This is a genomic window from Paraburkholderia sp. MM5496-R1 (genome assembly GCF_050436205.1).
Classification (GTDB): Bacteria; Pseudomonadota; Gammaproteobacteria; order Burkholderiales; family Burkholderiaceae; genus Paraburkholderia; species Paraburkholderia tuberum.
On record NZ_JBNDLT010000002.1, the window covers coordinates 2,955,880 to 2,974,776 of the forward strand.

Annotated in this window: 20 protein-coding genes and 2 pseudogenes; 13 read left to right on the forward strand and 9 right to left on the reverse strand. The window is 60.8% G+C overall.

Features of this window, described 5'->3' with window-relative positions; translation table 11 throughout:
• Position 1: 1 nt before the first annotated feature.
• Positions 2-1,036, reverse strand: coding sequence for an HNH endonuclease (locus OKW38_RS20670; RefSeq protein ID WP_429362873.1), 1,035 nt, complete (start codon positions 1,034-1,036; stop codon positions 2-4).
• 133 nt (positions 1,037-1,169) lie between these two features.
• Here OKW38_RS20670 and OKW38_RS20675 point away from each other — a divergent pair, with 133 nt between their 5' ends.
• Positions 1,170-1,805: a hypothetical protein gene (locus OKW38_RS20675; protein WP_429362874.1), complete on the forward strand. Its 636-nt coding sequence runs from the start codon at positions 1,170-1,172 to the stop codon at positions 1,803-1,805.
• A gap of 150 nt (positions 1,806-1,955) precedes the next feature.
• Positions 1,956-2,528: pseudogene (locus tag OKW38_RS20680) on the forward strand (recombinase family protein); the annotation flags it as partial.
• A 170-nt stretch (positions 2,529-2,698) separates the two neighbouring features.
• Here the strand turns inward: OKW38_RS20680 and OKW38_RS20685 are convergent.
• Positions 2,699-2,956, reverse strand: a complete 258-nt coding sequence (locus OKW38_RS20685) for a helix-turn-helix domain-containing protein (protein ID WP_429362875.1) — start codon at positions 2,954-2,956, stop codon at positions 2,699-2,701.
• A 116-nt stretch (positions 2,957-3,072) separates the two neighbouring features.
• Between OKW38_RS20685 and OKW38_RS20690 the strand changes: the two genes are divergently transcribed.
• The 4 genes from OKW38_RS20690 (at position 3,073) to OKW38_RS20705 (ending at position 6,928) form a co-directional block, all read left to right on the forward strand.
• Positions 3,073-4,737 carry a lysozyme inhibitor LprI family protein gene (locus OKW38_RS20690; protein WP_429362876.1) on the forward strand — a complete coding sequence of 555 codons (1,665 nt, stop codon included), beginning with the start codon at positions 3,073-3,075 and terminating at the stop codon, positions 4,735-4,737.
• An 88-nt stretch (positions 4,738-4,825) separates the two neighbouring features.
• On the forward strand, positions 4,826-5,182 hold the full coding sequence (locus tag OKW38_RS20695; protein WP_429362878.1) for a lysozyme inhibitor LprI family protein: 357 nt from the start codon (positions 4,826-4,828) through the stop codon (positions 5,180-5,182).
• Positions 5,183-5,223: 41 nt separating this feature from the next.
• The gene (locus OKW38_RS20700) at positions 5,224-5,832 is read left to right on the forward strand and encodes a PH domain-containing protein (protein ID WP_429362880.1); all 609 of its coding nucleotides are present in this window, start codon (positions 5,224-5,226) and stop codon (positions 5,830-5,832) included.
• A gap of 112 nt (positions 5,833-5,944) precedes the next feature.
• The gene (locus OKW38_RS20705) at positions 5,945-6,928 is read left to right on the forward strand and encodes an ADP-ribosylglycohydrolase family protein (protein ID WP_429362882.1); all 984 of its coding nucleotides are present in this window, start codon (positions 5,945-5,947) and stop codon (positions 6,926-6,928) included.
• On the opposite strand, the gene OKW38_RS20710 is transcribed toward OKW38_RS20705, so the two are convergent.
• A complete protein-coding gene (locus tag OKW38_RS20710) occupies positions 6,903-7,406 on the reverse strand; it encodes a hypothetical protein (RefSeq protein ID WP_429362883.1) in 504 nt (167 codons plus the stop codon). The genes OKW38_RS20705 and OKW38_RS20710 overlap by 26 nt on opposite strands.
• Positions 7,407-7,490: 84 nt before the next feature.
• On the opposite strand from OKW38_RS20710, the gene OKW38_RS20715 reads away from it, so the two are divergent.
• Together OKW38_RS20715 and OKW38_RS20720 are read left to right on the forward strand one after the other, a co-directional pair.
• Positions 7,491-8,384 (forward strand): hypothetical protein, encoded by an 894-nt coding sequence (locus OKW38_RS20715; protein WP_429362885.1) that lies wholly within the window; start codon positions 7,491-7,493, stop codon positions 8,382-8,384.
• A complete protein-coding gene (locus OKW38_RS20720; RefSeq protein WP_429362887.1) occupies positions 8,381-9,130 on the forward strand; it encodes a hypothetical protein in 750 nt (249 codons plus the stop codon). Before OKW38_RS20715 ends, OKW38_RS20720 begins: the two co-directional genes overlap by 4 nt.
• A gap of 63 nt (positions 9,131-9,193) precedes the next feature.
• Here the strand turns inward: OKW38_RS20720 and OKW38_RS20725 are convergent, their stop codons facing one another.
• Positions 9,194-9,361, reverse strand: coding sequence for a tyrosine-type recombinase/integrase (locus OKW38_RS20725; RefSeq protein ID WP_429363791.1), 168 nt, complete (start codon positions 9,359-9,361; stop codon positions 9,194-9,196).
• A gap of 171 nt (positions 9,362-9,532) precedes the next feature.
• Positions 9,533-9,631 (reverse strand): annotated as a pseudogene (locus tag OKW38_RS20730) (GTPase); the annotation flags it as partial.
• Between the two features lie 268 nt (positions 9,632-9,899).
• On the opposite strand from OKW38_RS20730, the gene OKW38_RS20735 reads away from it, so the two are divergent.
• The 5 genes from OKW38_RS20735 to OKW38_RS20755 all read left to right on the forward strand — a co-directional run bounded on the left by OKW38_RS20735 (position 9,900) and on the right by OKW38_RS20755 (position 15,333).
• Positions 9,900-10,268: a hypothetical protein gene (locus OKW38_RS20735; protein WP_429362888.1), complete on the forward strand. Its 369-nt coding sequence runs from the start codon at positions 9,900-9,902 to the stop codon at positions 10,266-10,268.
• A 236-nt stretch (positions 10,269-10,504) separates the two neighbouring features.
• On the forward strand, positions 10,505-11,677 hold the full coding sequence (locus OKW38_RS20740) for a UbiH/UbiF family hydroxylase (RefSeq protein WP_429362890.1): 1,173 nt from the start codon (positions 10,505-10,507) through the stop codon (positions 11,675-11,677).
• A gap of 205 nt (positions 11,678-11,882) precedes the next feature.
• The gene (locus OKW38_RS20745; protein WP_090802025.1) at positions 11,883-12,608 is read left to right on the forward strand and encodes a DsbC family protein; all 726 of its coding nucleotides are present in this window, start codon (positions 11,883-11,885) and stop codon (positions 12,606-12,608) included.
• A 145-nt stretch (positions 12,609-12,753) separates the two neighbouring features.
• A complete protein-coding gene (locus tag OKW38_RS20750) occupies positions 12,754-14,544 on the forward strand; it encodes a M61 family metallopeptidase (protein ID WP_429362891.1) in 1,791 nt (596 codons plus the stop codon).
• A gap of 192 nt (positions 14,545-14,736) precedes the next feature.
• The gene (locus OKW38_RS20755) at positions 14,737-15,333 is read left to right on the forward strand and encodes an FMN-dependent NADH-azoreductase (RefSeq protein ID WP_429335366.1); all 597 of its coding nucleotides are present in this window, start codon (positions 14,737-14,739) and stop codon (positions 15,331-15,333) included.
• A 126-nt stretch (positions 15,334-15,459) separates the two neighbouring features.
• Here OKW38_RS20755 and OKW38_RS20760 read toward each other — a convergent pair whose 3' ends face one another.
• The 4 genes from OKW38_RS20760 to trpD form a co-directional block, all read right to left on the reverse strand.
• Positions 15,460-16,275: a uracil-DNA glycosylase gene (locus tag OKW38_RS20760; protein WP_429362892.1), complete on the reverse strand. Its 816-nt coding sequence runs from the start codon at positions 16,273-16,275 to the stop codon at positions 15,460-15,462.
• A gap of 85 nt (positions 16,276-16,360) precedes the next feature.
• Positions 16,361-16,987 (reverse strand): CYTH domain-containing protein, encoded by a 627-nt coding sequence (locus OKW38_RS20765; protein ID WP_090802018.1) that lies wholly within the window; start codon positions 16,985-16,987, stop codon positions 16,361-16,363.
• Between the two features lie 62 nt (positions 16,988-17,049).
• Entirely contained in the window at positions 17,050-17,835 is a 786-nt protein-coding gene (trpC, locus tag OKW38_RS20770; RefSeq protein WP_429362893.1) for an indole-3-glycerol phosphate synthase TrpC, read from the reverse strand.
• 18 nt (positions 17,836-17,853) lie between these two features.
• Positions 17,854-18,885: an anthranilate phosphoribosyltransferase gene (gene trpD, locus OKW38_RS20775; RefSeq protein WP_429362895.1), complete on the reverse strand. Its 1,032-nt coding sequence runs from the start codon at positions 18,883-18,885 to the stop codon at positions 17,854-17,856.
• Positions 18,886-18,897: the final 12 nt, after the last annotated feature.

Consider the following 18,897-nt stretch of genomic DNA (forward strand, 5'->3'; position numbering starts at 1 on the left):
ACTACTCAACAAGGATCGCCGCTGGCACCGATTGACTTGGTGCATCGTCCGCTACTTGTCGTAGTTGGAAACACTCCCATCGGTCGGCCAACGCGGCCAGATCAGGGCCAGACGTGCCGTTGAGGAAAATAGATATGCCGTCAAATGCTTCATAGCCCGCTGCACGCACGTCTGGATGCAACGCGACGGTCAGGGTTGACGGATTGATTGCTAACAGATCGAGATCGAACAGGGTGTGCAGGTCGCTTCTCAGCAGCAGTCCGTTGTTCGCTCCGTTGTCATTCGTCTCGGCGTATGGCCGGATGTGTGCGGCTTCCACCAGTCCCGCAAATGCGCAACGACTTATCTGGCAGGCAGCGCCGTATCGGGCAATAAGCCGATTTCGAAACTTTGCCTGTCCGCGTCGCTCGTTCACTTCCCGAAGCACGCGCCTTCGCGCTTCGATGATGGAGTGCGGTGGATCGGCGTCCGTACCGTTATCCACGTTATCGATGTCGATGTCGCGGACGAACTTTTTCAGCAATGAGTTGCATTCAGCGTCATCTCTAAACCACGGTTCGATTCGCACCAAGTCGATTTCCTTGATCGACATCTGGTCATTGGGTCGAACTACCGCGGCAGCCAATCGGTCCAGCGTCAGACCAGACGGCGCTGGCCGGAACGTCTCACCGTAGTGCGCAGCGAATGTTTCTACGGTCACTTTCTCTCGCACTGGTTCCACGAATTCATGCCGGTTCCGGCAGACCCACGGTGGTTCGATTGTAGTGCGACGCTTGATGTCGCTAACGCCGCAGATCGGACACCGCTGCCGCTCCTTCTCACCCTTCCCGAGTTCGATGCTGGTGATCTGCGCGACGCCAAGCACGCCCAGCGATGAACGAATGACGACCACGTCGTTCTTCGAGACCTGTTGGTGATTGGCGACGAAACTATCGTACCGATAGACCTGTGACGGATCGTCCTGATAGCCAGTGTTTCCGCCGTATTGTCGGGCGCCATCAACGGCGAGTAGCGACCATGCGCGTGGATTGCTCATTGCTTTTTACCTTCATTGTTCGAAGAACGATGGCAGGTTTGTCGTGGTGTTAGGGTTGCGGCATGCGGCCATCGTATTATGCGGGACATCCAAATGGGGACCAGTACACGCCAATATCACGGTGGAACCTGACATGCCTAACCTGAACATTTCATCGGAAACAGCAGACACGCTCTTCAACGCCTTCAATATTGCGCTGATAGTTGGTGCGATCATCGTTGCTGTAGCCACGATGGGCGCGATCTGGACCGGTAAGATCAGAGATCATTACTCGGACCTGCGCATAAGTAACAACGAAATGGAAACCGCACGGGCGGGTTCCGATGCCGCGCATGCCAACCAAGCTGCTGCCGTGGCGAACAAAGCCGCTGCGGAAGCCTCCTTGCACGCCGCGCAAGTGGAAAAACAAAACATCGAGCTTCGCGAGAAGTTCGCGAATCGGCGAATTACGGCGAAACAACACGCTGAATTGGTTGCGATTTTGTCGAAGCATCCCAACAGTTTCAACATGGAAGCGATGGGTGATCCTGAATCGGGAATGTACGCCGCTGACATCTTAAAGACGTTCACGGATGCAGGGTGGGTCGTAGATAAGAAGGAATTCCCCTTGGGCGTTATATGGACCGGCCTGATCGTCTATCAAACTGATGATCCAGCAGCGATTGAAATTGCGAAGGCTTTACACGATGCGGGCATCCCTTTCAGTATTGGAGATCAGCGCAGAGAAAAGGCAACGATCATGGTGGGCGGGAAGCCGCCGGTGTTCTGAAGTCCGCTTCCGGTAGCCGCGTGCGCTTCCTAGATGTCCGAAATCCAGCACTCGCGGACACCAAAGTACCGCATGTCCAAAAATTAGCTTGTATACGTTACGTACACCTGGTACTATTCGGACTCCCATTTCGTACATATTAAGGTGCCGATGACACGCATATTCGCTTACTGCCGGGTATCAACCGCCGACCAGACGACCGACAATCAAGTACAAGAAATCGAAGCAGCCGGGTTTGCAGTAACGAAGCAACGCATCATTTGTGAAACGGTCTCCGGTTCGGTTCCGGCATTCGAACGCAAGGGCTTCGCGAAGCTGGTGGACCGTCTTGAAGATTCAGATTTACTCATAGTGAGCAAGCTCGACAGATTGGGCAGAAACGCGATGGACGTGCGGTCCACGGTTGAACGGTTGGCATCCATCGGGGTCCGTGTTCACTGTCTCGCCCTTGGCGGCGTGGACCTGACCAGTCCGGCTGGTCGGATGACAATGCAAGTGATTAACGCGGTCGCTGAGTTCGAACGTGACTTGCTGATCGAACGTACTCAATCGGGTCTTCGTCGCGCTCGGGCAGAAGGGAAAACCTTCGGGCGTCCGTCCGCACTTTCCGAAGCACAACGTGTGACGGTCATCCAACAACTGAACGCCGGTGTTTCCGTCGCCCAGATCGCCCGCGAGATGAAGACCAGTCGGCAAACCATCATGCGGGTACGGCAGTCGATGTCATCATCGGCGCGGGCTGACCTGACCGGTATGGGAAGCGATGGTGTCCCATGTGCGTGGATTGAGTGGGATCGCGGCAAGTCACGCGACGTATGATTGCGCCGCGCGGAAGATGCACAGACGCAAATCAGCCGCAGTGCAATCGACGAGTGTCAACTTAGCCAGTAGCTTCACCGGGAAACGAGTTCTGCCATCGTGACATCGAGCGCGACGGCGATCCGCTCAATATTGCAGATTGAGATATTGCGTTCGGCACGCTCGACGGAACTGACATAGTTCGGGTGTAGCCCCGCCGCTTCGGCAACTCGTTCTTGCGTCAACCCTTTTTCTTTGCGGATGCGCCGCATGTTCGTCGCGAACAGGCGCTGCGCATCACACGTTTGGGTTGGGTTTGGCATGCCCGGAAGTTTTCCGGTGTTGTCTGCCAAAAACCACACACTATAAGTTTGGTTTTATATAAAGTTTTGGACTTGCATCCGTGCAGGGACCGATTGTGGGTCCCGATTGAGACCAAAGAAGTACAACAACTCGGGGGAATATCCATATGCAAAATACCCAGAATCAACCGATCTGGAACCCGTCTCGGGTCGCCAGTCTCAGCTTCATCCTTACACCGACTTTCGGGAGTTATCTACAGGCGTCGAACTGGCGCACCTTGGGGCAGCCGGAAAGGGCCGCCGCGTCAAAGGTTTGGTTCTACATCAGCCTGATCGTGCTAGTCGCGATGGCCGTCGTCACGGTTCTCTTTGTCGGCAAGACTGCCGCTGGCAATGACGACATTCGCGGGATCATCAACGGTGGCGCACTGCTTTACTGGTTCATCTGGTATGTCGCGTCTGGTCGGAAGCAGATCAGCTTCGTCAAAGAAAACTTCGGGAAGACCTACGCCAAGAAGTCGATGGCGATGCCGGTCCTTGCGGCTTTCGCCTGTGTCATCGCCTATGCTGCTGTAGTTTTTGGCTTGCTTGCGACCACCCTCAGTGCAGCAGATGTGAACGGATCATCCATCGATCAGGCGTCATCTGGTGGATCGTCGTTCAACCTTGCAAGTCTGCTTGGCGGCGCTCATGGGCTTGATTGTGCGGCCCCGAACGTCAAGGCATATATAGTCGATGCCTACGGGAAGCAACTGGTCGAAAGCGGCATCCCTGATCTGGTTTGGGCGGTGCAGGACAACCGCATCAAGGTTCACGTCGATACGATTCATGAGATGGCGCGGAACAACGACGCGAAGAATGTCGATTGTGCGGCGAACTTCGTGATCGATTTCCCCAAGCAAGACATCGAGCGTGCTGTGCAGGGACTGCAACATGTCGCGGTTGAACATGCGAGTGACACCCTGACCGATCCGACCTTCATCGCACCGATCACGTATCAACTTGCGGCGCCGTCCGACGCCTCTGAGCAGAAACAAGGTCCCATCATTACCCTGACCACGCAGGAAGATGCCGCTGTAGACAATCGCCTGAAGACCTACATGGCGGACTACCGAGTTCTCGCGTTTGCAACGCCGGACATCACGCCGACATCGGCGAACTCTACGCCGTGGAGTAAGGCATTCAAGGATGCGACGGTCCAAGGTTGTAGCAAATCTGGTGGTGTCGAGCGTTGCACGTGCCAGATGAATGCAGTGGAGAAGGTCGTCGGCGAACGGCAGATGGCCCGCATCGGTTACGCCCTGCAAGGCGCTGGACCGCTCTCCGGCGACCTGTTGCCTAACTTCAAGAAACTGGCAGCGGCACTCGATCAACAATGCCCGCTGACCCAGAGCCTTGCATCGGTTCTCGGGGATCAGTCCGCAGCGGACGTAGCGGCGTCGGCAGTGCAGGCCAGCGCGGCAGTTCCGGGAAGTGAAGTAGCGCAGCCGACCACAGCACAGCCGCAGCAACAGGCGCAGACAACTCAGCCTAACACCACCACTTCGACCAAGGCGGAACCGTTGCCGCCCGCACAGTCGTCCGTCGTGGCTTCATTCGACTGTGGAAAGGCGTCGTCGAGGATCGAGAAGCTAGTCTGTTCCAGTCCCGCCACAGCGGACGCAGATCGGCGGCTCGCGTTGGCATATCGGGCGGCGGCTGCGAATGCGAGCGATGCCGCAGCACTGAAGCAGCAGCAACGCGAGTGGCTGAAGGAGAGGAATGCCTGTGACGATACAGCCTGTCTCATCAAAACGACGGAAGCACGCATCCAAGTCCTGTCTGCCATGTGACGCTGGTAGGATTCGAGCGCAAAAACGACTTTAGAACCGCCGTTCATCGGCGGTTTTTCATAATTAAACGGTGACAAGGGGGAAGTGTATGAAATTTCGACATCTGATTGCGGCCTTACTGATCTTGTCGCCGCTGGCGCACGCTACTTCGTTTGACTGCAAGAAGGCCTCGACCTACGTCGAGAAGACGATCTGTTCTAGTCCGTTGCTCGGGAAACTGGATGATGCGCTGGCGGACAACTACCGCGACATGCTGGCTTCCGATTTGGGCGACGGCGGGGCTAGCTTGAAGAAAGAACAACGGGCATGGGTCGCTCGACGCAACAAATGTACGAGCGAGAAGTGTCTCGCCGATTTGTACCGGAAGCGTGTTGATGATGTCTGCGATGCGCCGGTCGTCACCGGGATTCATGCGGCGTGTGTGCAGTCCGAAGACATCCAGTAAGCCGGAAACGAGAACTATTACCACATCAACGGGGAATACACATGAGTGAAGACCAAATGAAGCCGCGCGAAGCGGGCCTCGAAAAGGCGTATGGCTCGCTAGATTCGATGCTCGTTGCGGGCGAGAAGATTCAATCGACGGCGGTACAACGTAGGCTGTTCGCTTTGCTTCATCGGCGCTCGATCGTCGCCGCTACCACCGGGCGTCTGATCGGGCTGGATCGGGGCTTGATCGGTGGATTCACTCCGGTTGATATTCGGTGGCAAGACATCAAGTCGGCCCACATCAAGGCGGGCATTTTCGGTAGCACTTTGCGCGTTACCGCGTTGACTATGCCTGATCTCGCCATTGGTGGCGCGGTGCGCCCGTTCGAGTTTTCCGGCCTTCGGAAAGACGAAGCTCAGTCGATCTACCGAATCTGCCAAGCGCAAGAACAGGCATGGCGGGAGAAGCGGCGTCTCCGTGAACTGGAAGAACTGCGGGCCAAGTCAGGCGGTTTTCAGGGGAGCTTGGGTGGTGACGGATCATCGGCCAGTGCAACCGAAGACCCTGTGGAACGGTTGAAAAAAGCCAAGAGCATGCTCGAAGCGGGTCTGATTAGCGACTCGGAGTTCGAGACCATCAAGGCACGGGTCGTTAGCCAGTTCTGAAAATCCCGTCGGACGCGCGAACCGCTTGATTGCAATAGCCTGATGGCGGCTTTTTCTTTCGCTGCCCGGTGCAACACAGCGCCAGCACTATGTCGTGTCTGTGGGAGATCAGATGAACAACAACGAAGGGTTTCTCAGGCTGCGGCCATGCGCGGACGCGCGTGTGGCCGGACTGATCGGCGTACTTGTGGGCGACGCGTTAGGCGTGAGTTTCGAGTTTAAGACGCCAAGCCTGCTTCCACCGCGCGATCAGATCGAGATGCAACCGCCTTCGGGATTCAGGAAGTCGCACGCGGGCGTGCCGGTGGGCACGTGGTCGGATGATGGGGCACAGGCACTTTGCCTGTTAGCGAGCTTGCAAGAATGTGGTCTCTTCTCGCTGACCGATTTTTCGCGCCGATTGGTAAGCTGGCTTGACGACGGATACATGGCGGTCGATGGCGATGTGTTCGACTGCGGAATCCAGACCGCCAGCGCCATTCGTAGGCTTCGTGACGGCGTACCAGCCCGAGAATCGGGTGGCGCTACTGAACGTGACAATGGTAATGGGTCCCTGATGCGTGTATTGCCGCTGGCCCTGTGGCACACCGGTCCCGATGACGCATTGGTCGGCGACGCACATCTTCAATCGTTGCCGACGCACGCACACCCACGTTCATTGGTCGCTTGCGCGTTTTACTGTCTCACGGCACGCGGATACTCGCGAAAGGTGGCCGACCCTTGGTCGTGGGCCGATCAACGTCTCGAAGAAATCTATCGTATCTGGCCCGAACCGCACCGCCGGAACGACTTTCTCAACGAACTGGACGTGCTGAGACGGTTCGGGAAAACCGATCAGCCATGCGGCACCGGCTACGTGCTTGATACTATTTGGTCGGCCCGGAAGGCGCTGAAAGAAGATTCGTTTGAAGACGTTGCGCGAACTGCGATCCTGTTCGGATCGGATACAGACACGACAGCGGCGGTCGCATGTGGGTTGGCGGGAATTCGCTTCGGCGTCGATGAAATCCCTGAACGATGGCTGACGCAGTTGCGAGGCTTCGAGTTCGCGGAACCGTTGCTTCGTAAGCTTACGGGTTGCCCGCGACAGGCATAGCTAGGACAACGGTGAGATCGCGACCATCGACAACCGAAATGCTGGCGCCTTTAGCCCAGCCTCTCCGTTCGCTTATATCGGCTTCAACGTCTCGTCGAAAATTCCAGTTCCGGTCGTGCGCGGTTGTGTACAAAGTTATGAAGTGGGTAATTGGTACCGTGGCCCCGGGGTTCTGGATGGTTGGAAGGTCGCGAATGTGTCGGTCGAACTCCTTGCCCGGAATATTGCGCACATCGCACGATTCGATCTCGAACGTAGCATGCAGGTTCCAGTAATCCAAACTTGGTCGATCCTGATGAGCGGCCATGTTGGTTTTTCGGGTGACCCAAACCAAGTCTATGTTTTTTTTTCGTTTGCCATTGTCCAGATGCACCCGGAACTCAGGGATGACAATGTAGCCCTTCTCGACGCCAATCTGAACCAGCGCGGCATAAAGATCGTTCTTGGTTACGTGGGGAAACGTTGCTTCTACTTCCATCTCTGATCTCATAAAAGAAAAGCGTTCGGGTTTTGCTCACACGTCATTGTAAGATCGGCGGTCGGCGTTTCCATTGGAAGATATATGGAGCTTCACCAAGTCGTGCTTTGTCGCGCCCTGTACGCGGAAGCGGAAACATATCTTGTCCGCAATGACACTGTTCATATCGGTCTCGCGGTGTCGATTGCACAGGATGCCGTCGAGCTTTTTTTGCGTGCTGTAATGAAAGATCGACCCGTCGCGGGACAGAAAATCCCCGATGAGTTCATCAAGTGCATGGACTACATTGATGCGGCAGCGGATCAAGATGAGAGTAAATATGTTCCGTTTCGCGCGAAGCTGATAGAACTCAACAAGGCACGCGTAAATTTCAAGCACTATGGACTGATTCCTGATAAGACGGACGCGCGTCGAATGCTAGGCTACGCGCAAGATTTCTTCGACATCGCAGCGGAACGCTTTTTCGGTGTCAGGTTTAGCGACATTTCCATCACCGATCTAGTGACATCGACCGCCGTGCGGGAGCGGCTGAAACTCGCTGAACGTGGTCTGCTGGAAGAAGAACTGGAAGCCGCATTCGGACATAGCGCCGAAGCGGTTGACATCGCAACCGGCGAACTGATCGTGCTGCTTTCTCGGCGGCGCAACACTATGAGCCTGTCGTCTGGCTTGCGGTACGACGATCCTGCTGCACGGTTGGTCCGCGACATCGAAAGGTATGTGGACGGCACCGCATCAAGAAGCGAGCGTATCTCGCTGATGCTTGCCCTCGCGATTAACGTCAACGACCTGATTCGTTTCGAGTCGGTCGTTCCGATTGTTCATCGCATGATGGCAGGGAATTTTACTTGGGACCGGATGCGAGATGCGTCACACTTGACCGCTGCTGACGCGACATTCGCGGTGAATTTCGCGACGACGTTTGCATTGGCGGTTCAAAGTCGTATGCCGCACGCAACCGAGAAGGGTGCTGGGTGAGCTTGACGAAGACACAACGCAGAAAGCTTGCTGAATCGATCTTCTTCGAGCGTGCGCAAGCGTTGCTGACTTGTTGGCCTCATGGAACCGTGGATGCAACGAGCGAAGAACCGGACATTCTTGTTCTAGGTCCCGCAGGTCGATATGGCGTCGAAGTGACTGAACTGATACGTAGTGACGTGCGGGCCGTCGAGGAAACACGCAGATTGATTTGCGAGAAAGCCCAAATAGGCTTCCTGAAAGACGTCAATGCGGACTGTCTTGACGTCAAGGTGGTCTTTCGGGAGCACGCGGCGCTGAGGCCGAAAGACCAAGATGCGGCAGCGACCAACCTCGTTGCGATAGTAGGCTCACGGATTCCGTCGATACCTACCGGTGTGTTCGCCGCAAGGCTGGAAGAGGGTACGGATTTCGAGTCCGATCTGTTCACGTCCGTCTGGCTGCACCATCATCCGAATTGTCCACGCTCTCGGTGGCAGCCGGTGAGTGCATGGTGGGTTCCGGTGGCATCGCCAGCGGATGTACAAGCCACGATTGATAGAAAGGAACGCAAGGTTGCGGCGTACAGAAAACGCGTCGAAGATGTCTGGCTGTTGATCGTGTTGCAGGGATTCAGCGGGTCGGCGGCGTGGTCAGTGCACGATTCGGTATTCGCGCATCACTTTTGCACGTCGTTCGACGGCGTGGTCTTGCTGGACTATGCGATGAACAAGGCGCACGTGTTGGCTGGTGTGCGATCCACCTGACCAAGACATCTTAGGAAGCGGCGGAACTGAGGACGCCCCGAGAGCGTCGCCCCGTAAAATGTATCAACCTAGCTTTCGAGCCAACTCGGTTGCCGACGGATGGTAGTACCGCTTCAACATCGCCAAGCTGCGGTGGCCCGAGACAGCGGCCCGTTCGATGACGTTCGGCAGCTTCTGCGCCAATCGAGTAATGGCCGTATGCCGTAGGTCGTGCCAGTGGATGTCGGCGATTCCAGTATCTCTGTGTTAGGTGACAGCCGACGTACCTACTTGTTAACATTGTGAATCTGCTGTATTCAGCAGACAGGTGCGCCCAGATTTTTGTACTTGATTTGTCTCTCAATCCCCGAGACAGCCTCTAACTATCTGATAACAAAGCGGACGTTGACCCAATCGTTACAACGGATAGTTTTCGGCGGCGATTCCCGCCTTGGTCAGCGCGTTGAACAGGGTGGACTTGCCGACGTTGGGCAGGCCGACGATGCCGCATTTGAGGCTCATGGAAATCCTTCAGTGAATCAGTAGGTTGCGTGATGCGCTCGACGCTGCGCGCGGATTCGGAAAGCCTTCGCGTAAGGTGGGGCGCGGCAGGCTCAGCGGAGCGGACAAAACACCGAATCGGGGCGTTGGCTCGACGATTGAGTGCGAGTTTTCACGCAAAGCGCAATTGTAACCCGTTCGCCCGCGCGGACCCGCCGGCGCATTGGCCCGAAGCCACTGTAGAATCGTCAGTTCAAAGCCGGCAGAGCTCAATTTCCGGGGGAGCAACGTGGGACTCATCAGATGGGTTGGGATCGGCGTCGTCGCCGCGGTCGTGGTGGGCTCGGTCGCGACATGGGTCGCGCCGAATTTCGACGAAGCGCAAGCCACCACGGACCGGCAGACCATCGATTGTTTGACGACCCACCTGTCGCACGAAGATCACGCCGACATCGCGCGGTTCGCCGATAAGAACGACTACGACTCGCTGTGGCGCGTGTTCGACCGCGTGTTCCCCGACTGCGCGGTCCGCAGCGATCAGCGCGGTCGCAAGGCGGAGCTCGAGGCGGCCGCGTGGCGCAACCTCTCGTCCAATCGCGACTTCATGCGCATGCGCGAGGCGAACGCGGCGCTCGCGGCAAGCGCCGCGACGCATTAGCACGACGCATCGAGGCCGCGCGGCCACCGGCCCGGGACTCAAATGCGCGTGGCCGCCAACGCATGAAGTGCGGGTTGCGCGAGCGGTCGGCATCAGACTCGCACAGTCCCGGCCGACAACCTCAGGCTCTGCCCCCAGACACCATGTCCGGCACGAGCCCGCGAGACCCCGCGCACAGCGCCCAACGGCGCGCCCGTCGATCCGTCCCCCGCACCCCCCGCGGCTATAATGCGCGCATGAACGCACACCACCAGACCTTTGATGCCGCCGTGATCGGCGGCGGGCTCGTCGGCAAGACCGCGGCGCTCGCGCTCACGCAAGCCGGACTGCGCGTCGCACTGCTCGCGCAGCCTTGCGCGGCGCTGCCCGCCGGTGCTGTCTTCGACTCGCGCGTCTATGCGTTGTCGTCGAGTTCGCAGGCCTTGTTCGAACGGCTGCGGGTCTGGCAGGCGCTCGATCACACACGGCTCGGTCCCGTCTACGACATGCGCGTCTACGGCGACGCGCACGCCGAGCTGCATTTCTCGGCGTTTCAGGCATCGGTACCGCAACTTGCGTGGATCGTCGAGTCGTCGGTGATCGAGCGCGCGCTCGATGCCGCGCTGCGCTTCCAGCCGAACCTCACGTGGTTCGACGCGCGCGCGCAGGCGCTCGATTTCTCCGTCGACAACGCGAGCGTCGGCCTCGCGAACGGCAGCGTGCTCGAAGCGGATCTGGTAGTCGGCGCGGACGGCGCGCACTCGTGGGTGCGCGCGCAGATCGGCTCGAAGATGGTGCGCCGCGACTACAGACAAATCGGTGTGGTCGCCAATTTCAAGGCTGCGAAGCCGCACGGCGAAACCGCGTATCAGTGGTTCCGCGACGGCGAGATCATCGCGTTGCTGCCGATGCCGGACGGCCACGTGTCGCTGGTCTGGTCGGCGCGCACCGAACACGCCGAGCAGTTGCTCGCGCTCGATCCCGAGCGGCTCGCCGCCGAAGTCGAGCACGTGAGCGGTGAACAGTTCGGTGCGCTCGACTGCGTGACGCCCGCGCAGGGCTTCCCGCTCGCGTTGCAGACCGTGGACCGGCTCGTCGCCCCGCGTGTCGCGCTGGTTGGCGATGCCGCACATCTGATCCATCCGTTGGCAGGACAGGGCATGAACCTCGGCTTGCGCGACGTCGCCGCGCTCGCGAGCACGATCGGCGACAAGGAGTCGTTCCGCGATCTCGGCGACATGGTGCTGCTGCGTCGCTACGAACGCGCGCGCCGCGAAGACATTCGCGCGCTGATGATCGCCACCGACGGCCTGCAGAAACTGTTCTCGGTGCCCGGTCCGCTCGCGCGCGCCGTGCGCAATACCGGCATGGCGTTCGTCGGCGCGCAGCCATTCATCAAGCGCTGGCTGGTGTCGGCCGCGCTGGGGTAAACCGCGACGAGGCGTCGGGCGGATAGCCGATGGCCGGTCACCGGCGCCCGGGACAGGTATCATGACCGGATCGAAGCGCTGCGATCCGCCCCTTATCCGACCCCCGATCGAACCTGATCGAGCCTGATTGAACAGATAGGCGGCCGAAACTCGCGGCCGGAACGTAAAAAACGCGCAGGTGCGCGACTGACTCCAGGACTCCAGCATGAAAAAGACCTTCCGCATCGCCGCCGCCGCGCTCGCGATCGGTGCCGCTATGCTCGGCTGCTCGGCGCAGGCCGACCAGACCACCGACAAGCTCAAGGCCACCTTGCAAACCCGTCTTTCCGACGTGACGATCAAAAGCGTGTCGAAGACACCGATCGCGGGCCTGTACGAAGTGAATCTCGGCACGCAGATCGTCTACAGCGATGCGAGCGGCGACTACCTGATGCTCGGCGACATGGTGGACTCGAAGACGCGCAAGAATCTGACCGAGGCACGCCTGTCGGAAACCAACCGCATCGACTTCGCGAGCCTGCCGTTCGGCAACGCGGTGAAGGTCGTGCGCGGCAACGGCGCGCGCAAGATCGCGGTGTTCTCCGATCCGAACTGCCCGTACTGCAAGCAGCTCGAAAAAACGCTGCTGTCGATCGACAACGTGACGGTCTACACGTTCCTGTACCCGGTGCTGTCGCCCGATTCGACGGCCAAGTCGAAGTCGATCTGGTGCTCGGCCGATCGCGCGAAGGCGTGGGAATCGTGGATGCAGGACCGTCAGGCGCCGACCGCCGCCGCCACCTGCGACACCGCCGCGATCGACAAGAACCTCGCGCTCGGCCGTTCGATGAACGTCGAAGGCACGCCGACGGTGTTTCTCGCCGACGGTCGCCGCCTGCCCGGCGCGGTGCCGGCAGATCGGCTCGACAAGGAACTGTCGGCCGTGCACTGAACAGCGCGCTGGCCACAGCGCCACGCCCGCCCCGGGCGCGCAACAGATGCAACGTTCAAACTGAAGGAGGCGCACGCAGCGCCTCCTTTCGCATCGAGCCCCGAACTTCTCCGCCTCACTCTCCTGACACTCCCAAGCGCCGCCGATGAAGCCGATCCGCTACACCATCGTTCCGGGTAACCCCGCCGCCCACCTGTTCGAAGTCACCGTGACCGTCGCCGATCCCGATCCGGCCGGTCAGCGTTTCATGCTGCCGGTGTGGATTCCGGGCAGCTACATGGTGCGCGAGTTCGCGCGCAACATCGTCACGCTGCGCGCGGTGAATGACGCGGGCCGCAAGGTGCGCGTCGAGAAGATCGACAAGCACACGTGGCAGGCCGCGCCGGTCAAGGGAGCCTTGACGCTGCGCTACGAGGTGTACGCATGGGACCTGTCGGTGCGCGCCGCGCATCTGGACGACACGATCGGCTTTTTCAACGGCACCAGCGTGTTCCTGTCGCCGCTCGGCCATGAGGACGCGCAGTGCGTGGTCGATATCCAGAAGCCGCAGGGCGCCGCGTATCGCGGCTGGCGCGTCGCGACCGCGCTGCCGGAAGCGCGCGGCACGAAGCGCTACGGCTTCGGCGAATACCGCGCGCAGAACTACGACGAACTGATCGACCATCCTGTGACGCTCGGGGAATTCGCGCTCGCGACGTTCAAGGCGCACGGCGTGCCGCACGACGTCGTGATCGGCGGTCGCGCGATCGGGCTCGACATGGAGCGTCTGTGCAAGGATCTGAAGCGCATCTGCGAAGCGCAGATCGCGTTGTTCGAACCGAAGTCGAAGAAGGCGCCGGTCGAGCGCTACGTGTTCATGACGCAGGCTGTCACCGACGGTTACGGCGGGCTCGAGCATCGCGCGTCGACCGCGCTGATCTGCAATCGCACCGATCTGCCGGTGCAGGGCCGCGAGCCGATGAGCGAGGGCTACCGGACCTATCTCGGTCTGTGCAGCCACGAGTATTTCCACACGTGGAATGTGAAGCGGATCAAGCCGGCCGAGTTCGCGCCGTATGACCTCGGCGTCGAAAACTACACGTCGATGCTGTGGCTGTTCGAGGGCTTCACGTCGTATTACGACGACCTGATTCTCGTACGCAGCGGCGTGATCTCGCAGGACGACTATTTCGGCCTGCTCGGCAAGGTGATCGGCGGGGTGCAGCGCGGCAGCGGGCGCCTCAAGCAGAGCGTCGCCGAAAGCTCGTTCGATGCGTGGGTCAAGTACTACCGGCAGGACGAGAACGCGCCGAACGCGATCGTCAGCTATTACACGAAGGGCTCGCTGATCGCGCTCGCCTTCGACCTGACGATCCGCGCGCAGACCGGCCACCAGAAATCGCTCGACGACGTGATGCGTCTGCTGTGGAAGCGCTTTGGCCGTGAATTTTATCGAGGCAAGCCGGTCGGCGTCGACGAAAGCGAGATCGAGGCGATTTTCGCGGAAGCGAGCGGCGCGCAACTGGCCGAACTGTTCGCCGAGGGCGTGCGCGGCACGCGCGATCTGCCGCTCGACGCGCTGCTCGCGCCGTTCGGCGTGGCGCTCGCGCCGGACGTCGACAAAAACGGCAAGCCGTCGCTCGGCGTGCGGCTACGCGGCGGCGCGGATTGCGCGCTCGCGACCGTGCACGAGGGCAGCGCCGCGCAGAAGGCCGGCCTCTCCGCTGGCGACGTGCTGATCGCGATCGATGGTCTGCGCGTGACCGGCGGGAATATCGATGCTCTGCTGTCGCGCTATCAGCCGGGCGCGAAAGTCGACGTGCACGCGTTCCGCCGCGACGAGCTGCGCGTCGCGCAGGTGAAGCTCGACGGTCCCGAAGTGGCCCGCTACAAGCTCACGGTCAGCGATCACCGTCCCGGCGCGCGCAAAGCCCTTGAGCGCTGGCTGACGAAGTGATCGGCGTGGTGGTGGGCCGCACCGGGCGGTCCACCGATCGTCGCCTGTCCCGTCGTCAATCGGCGGAGGAGGGCGGTTGATTGTTCTACCCATGCAACAATCCTTCGCCGCCGGACGGCTTTTTCGCCGGCCGGTAAAAAAACACAATGGCTTCACTCGCGCAACACTGCGCGCCCCCTACTGGAGTCAACCATGACCACGATCCTGCAAATCAACTCGGCAGCCCGTTCGCAAGGCGCGAACTCGACGCTTCTCGTCAACGAGCTGACGGAAAAGCTGCAACAGTCGAATCCGGGCGCGCAAGTCGTCGTCCGTAATCTGCAAGCCGAACCGCTGCCGCACCTCGACGACGCCGTGCTCGGCGCGTTCTTCACGCCGGCCGACCAGCGCACCCCGGAACAGGCCGCCATCGCCGCACGCAGCGAAGCGCTGATCGCCGAACTGCAAGCCGCCGACGTCATCGTGATCGGTGCGCCGATGTACAACTTCGGCATCTCGTCGCAACTGAAGACGTACTTCGACTTCATCGCACGTGCGGGCATCACGTTCCGTTACACCGCGAACGGCCCGGAAGGCCTCGTGACGGGCAAGAAGGTCCACGTCGTGTCGGCGCGCGGCGGCAAGTATCTCGGCACGCCGAACGATAGCCAGACGCCGTACCTGAAGAGCTTCCTTGGCTTCCTCGGCCTGACCGACGTGAACTTCATCTACGCCGAAGGCCTGAACTTGGGCCCGGACGCCGCGAACGCCGCGCTGAGCTCGGCACGCGAAGCGATCGCCGCGGTTTAAGCGGGTTTGTCCTGCCGCATTGCGCAGCTTCGATGCGGCGCGAGCGGTGAAAAGAATAACGCCACGGATGGGTTCACCCTCCGTGGCGTTTTCGTTGTGTATCGCAATCTTCTGACGACGACGCTCTTACGCAAGCATTTGCGCGTCGTCCGGTAGTCGCCAGTCGATCGGCTCCCGGCCGTGCTGCAACAGATATTCGTTCGCCTTCGCGAAATGCCCGCAACCGAGAAAGCCGCGATGCGCGGACAGCGGCGACGGATGCGGCGCCTCCAGCACATAGTGCGACTTGCCGCCGAGTAGCGCGCGCTTCGCCTGCGCATGCGCGCCCCACAACATGAAGACGAGGTTCTGATGCCGCGTCGCGAGTTCGTGGATCAGCGTGTCGGTACATTTCTCCCAGCCGCGTTTCGCGTGGCTCGCGGCGCTGTCGCGCTCGACGGTCAGCACCGTGTTCAGCAGCAGCACGCCCTGTTTGGCCCAGCTGTCGAGGCAACCGTGCTGCGGCGTCTGGTGACCGAGACTCGCGGCGATTTCCTTGAAGATGTTGCGCAGCGACGGTGGCGGCCGCACGTGCGGCGCGACCGAAAACGCGAGACCGTGCGCCTGCGGCGTGCCGCGGTCTTCGCCGTGGTACGGGTCCTGGCCGAGGATGACGACTTTCACTTCGTCGGGGCTCGTCAGGCGGAGCGCGCGGAACACGTCGGCCGGATAGATCGTTTTGCCGGCGGTACGCTCACCGTCGACGAAGCGGCACAGCGGCGCGTAGGTGTCGCTGTCGATGAAGGGTTTCAGGTGCGCGCGCCAGGCCGCGGGTAGCGCGGCGAATTGTGCTTCGAGCGTGGGCGGGGCGGTGGTGGGGGCGGCGGCGGACGGGGCGGGCGCGACATCGTCGAACAGCGATGCCTGCGGCAAACTGGAGCGGGTGCGGGAAGCGGAGGTCATGGCGGGGAAGTGTCGCAGCAAACGCGGACTAGCTCAAGTTGCGGCAAGCGAGCGCATGAGGTGCGGCGGGTTTCGGGCAACGCGCTCACCTGGCGCGCAACCGATACCCGCGCTGCGCCTTGCTGATGTCATCCGGCGCGAGGCCGGCAATCCGTTTGCCGAGTTCGGCGGCGAGCGTGTGAAGCGCCGCTTCGTCGCCCGATTTCAGTTCGAGCTCGATCTCCGAGATCGGCGCGCGGCGCGCTTCATCGTCGACTTCGGCAAGCACGTCGCCCTGATCGATCGCCGCCTCGATCTGAGCGCCGTCGGAGTCGAGCAGCCATAGCGTGCGCGTGAAATTGGTGTGGAACAGCTCGATCAGCGCAGGCGCGGCCTGTTTCAGTGCATCCGCGGCGGCGGGTTCGTCGCAAGCGCTCAGCAACGATTCGATTTCGAGCTTCGCGCCCGCGACCGGCAATTCCCATTCGTGCCGGCTATGCAAGCCGTTCGTCGCCGTGCCGACCGTCTTGAAGGTCTGCAGCCAGCCGTCCGGGGTCTGCCGTAGACGCAGCGCGCTCTTTGACGACGCCAGCGTCAACTGCGGCGTATCGAAGTAAATGTTCACGAGCTTGATCGCGCGTCCGTTCTTGCCGGCGCGCGCGGCGAACCACTGCGTCGCCGCCTGCACCTGCGAAGCCGGCAGCGCCAGCTTGATTTCGCGTTCCATGCCCATGCTGGGTGTCCTCGTTGCGTGGATTTCTCTGCGCCCGATACGCGGATACGTCGATACGACGCTCAAAAAAACATCCGCGCGAGTTCCACGCCCGGCTCGTCCGCGCGCATGAACGCTTCGCCGACGAGGAAGGTATGCACATTCCGCGCGCGCATGCGCTCGACGTCGTCGCGCGACAGGATGCCCGATTCGGTCACGACGATGCGATCGTCGGGAATCGCGTCGAGCATGCCGAGCGTCGTGTCGAGCGAGGTTTCGAAGGTGCGCAGATTGCGGTTGTTGATGCCGATCAGTGGCGTCTTCAGCGTCAGCGCTTCCTTGAGTTCATCGCTGTCGTGCACTTCGACGAGCACCGCGAGCCCCAGCGAATGCGCGAGCGCTTCGAGGTCCTGCATCTCGGCGGTTTCGAGCGCGGCGGCGATCAGCAGGATCGCGTCGGCCCCCATCGCGCGTGCTTCGACAACCTGATACGGATCGACGATGAAGTCCTTGCGTATCACCGGCAACTGGCACGCGGCGCGCGCTTGCTGCAGATAGGCGACGCTGCCCTGGAAGAACTGCACGTCGGTCAGCACGGACAGACACGCCGCGCCGTGCTTCTCGTACGAACGCGCGATGTCGGCCGGCACGAAGTGCTCGCGCAGCACGCCCTTCGACGGGCTCGCCTTCTTCACTTCGGAGATCACCGCGGCGCGACCCGCCGTGTGCTTGGCGCGCAATGCGCCGACGAAGTCGCGGAGATCGCGCGACGACGCTTCGAGCCGCAGTTCTTCGAGCGGCACGCTTTGCTCGGCCGCCCGGACTTCTTCGCGTTTGACCGCGATGATGCGGTCGAGGATGTCGCTCATAAATGTCTCGCTACGTGATTACTGCTTGAATTGCTGGGTGAAGCGCACCAGTTCGTCGACCTTCGCGCGTGCCTTGCCGCTCGCGATCGCTTCGCGCGCGAGCTCGATGCCGTCCGCGATCGTGGCCGCGACGTTCGCCGAATAGAGTGCCGTGCCGGCGTTCAGCGTGACGATTTCCCGCGCGACGCCGGGCTTGTTGCTGAGCGCGTCGAGCAGCATGACCTTCGACTCGCCCGCGTCGGCGACTTTGAGCGTGCGGTTCGACACCATCTGCATGCCGAAGTCTTCCGGATGGATCTCGTACTCGCGGATCTCGCCGTCGCGCAACTCGCCGACCAGCGTGGCGCCGCCGAGCGACACTTCGTCCATGCCGTCCATCCCGTACACGACGAGCACGTGTTTGGCGCCGAGGCGCTGCATCACGCGCACCTGAATGCCGACGAGGTCGGGGTGAAACACGCCCATCAGCTGATTCGGCGCGCCGGCCGGATTGGTGAGGGGCCCGAGGATATTGAAGATCGTGCGGATGCCGAGTTCCCGGCGTACCGGCGCGACGTTTTTCATCGCCGGATGATGGTTCGGCGCGAACATGAAGCCCATGCCCGTTTCCTCAATCGATGCCGCGACCTGCTCCGGCTGCAGATCGATGTTGACGCCGAGCGCTTCGAGCACGTCCGCGCTGCCCGACTTGCTCGATACGCCGCGATTGCCGTGCTTTGCGACCTTCGCGCCCGCCGCGGCCGACACGAACATCGTCGCGGTGGAAATGTTGAACGTGTGCGCGCCGTCGCCGCCGGTGCCGACGATATCGACGAAGTTCGAGTTGTCCTGCACGTCGACGTGCCGGGCAAATTCACGCATCACCGTCGCGGCCGCGGTGATTTCGCCGATGGTCTCTTTTTTGACGCGCAGGCCGGTGATGATCGCCGCCGACATCACGGGCGAGAGTTCGCCGCGCATGATGAGGCGCATCAGGTGCAGCATTTCGTCGTGAAAAATCTCGCGGTGCTCGATGGTCCGCTGCAAGGCTTCCTGGGGCGTAATGGACATGATCTCGTCTCC

Excerpts from the sequence above, each read along its gene's own strand:
- OKW38_RS20745 (WP_090802025.1), top strand. The coding sequence starts at position 11,883 with ATGAAAAAGACCTTCCGCATCGCCGCCGCCGCGCTCGCGATCGGTGCC.
- OKW38_RS20675 (WP_429362874.1), top strand. The coding sequence starts at position 1,170 with ATGCCTAACCTGAACATTTCATCGGAAACAGCAGACACGCTCTTCAAC.
- OKW38_RS20695 (WP_429362878.1), top strand. The coding sequence starts at position 4,826 with ATGAAATTTCGACATCTGATTGCGGCCTTACTGATCTTGTCGCCGCTG.
- OKW38_RS20760 (WP_429362892.1), bottom strand. The coding sequence starts at position 16,275 with ATGACCTCCGCTTCCCGCACCCGCTCCAGTTTGCCGCAGGCATCGCTG.
- OKW38_RS20705 (WP_429362882.1), top strand. The coding sequence starts at position 5,945 with ATGAACAACAACGAAGGGTTTCTCAGGCTGCGGCCATGCGCGGACGCG.
- OKW38_RS20710 (WP_429362883.1), bottom strand. The coding sequence starts at position 7,406 with ATGGAAGTAGAAGCAACGTTTCCCCACGTAACCAAGAACGATCTTTAT.
- OKW38_RS20690 (WP_429362876.1), top strand. The coding sequence starts at position 3,073 with ATGCAAAATACCCAGAATCAACCGATCTGGAACCCGTCTCGGGTCGCC.
- OKW38_RS20700 (WP_429362880.1), top strand. The coding sequence starts at position 5,224 with ATGAGTGAAGACCAAATGAAGCCGCGCGAAGCGGGCCTCGAAAAGGCG.
- trpC (WP_429362893.1), bottom strand. The coding sequence starts at position 17,835 with ATGAGCGACATCCTCGACCGCATCATCGCGGTCAAACGCGAAGAAGTC.
- trpD (WP_429362895.1), bottom strand. The coding sequence starts at position 18,885 with ATGTCCATTACGCCCCAGGAAGCCTTGCAGCGGACCATCGAGCACCGC.
- OKW38_RS20715 (WP_429362885.1), top strand. The coding sequence starts at position 7,491 with ATGGAGCTTCACCAAGTCGTGCTTTGTCGCGCCCTGTACGCGGAAGCG.
- OKW38_RS20750 (WP_429362891.1), top strand. The coding sequence starts at position 12,754 with ATGAAGCCGATCCGCTACACCATCGTTCCGGGTAACCCCGCCGCCCAC.
- OKW38_RS20670 (WP_429362873.1), bottom strand. The coding sequence starts at position 1,036 with ATGAGCAATCCACGCGCATGGTCGCTACTCGCCGTTGATGGCGCCCGA.
- OKW38_RS20755 (WP_429335366.1), top strand. The coding sequence starts at position 14,737 with ATGACCACGATCCTGCAAATCAACTCGGCAGCCCGTTCGCAAGGCGCG.
- OKW38_RS20765 (WP_090802018.1), bottom strand. The coding sequence starts at position 16,987 with ATGGGCATGGAACGCGAAATCAAGCTGGCGCTGCCGGCTTCGCAGGTG.
- OKW38_RS20740 (WP_429362890.1), top strand. The coding sequence starts at position 10,505 with ATGAACGCACACCACCAGACCTTTGATGCCGCCGTGATCGGCGGCGGG.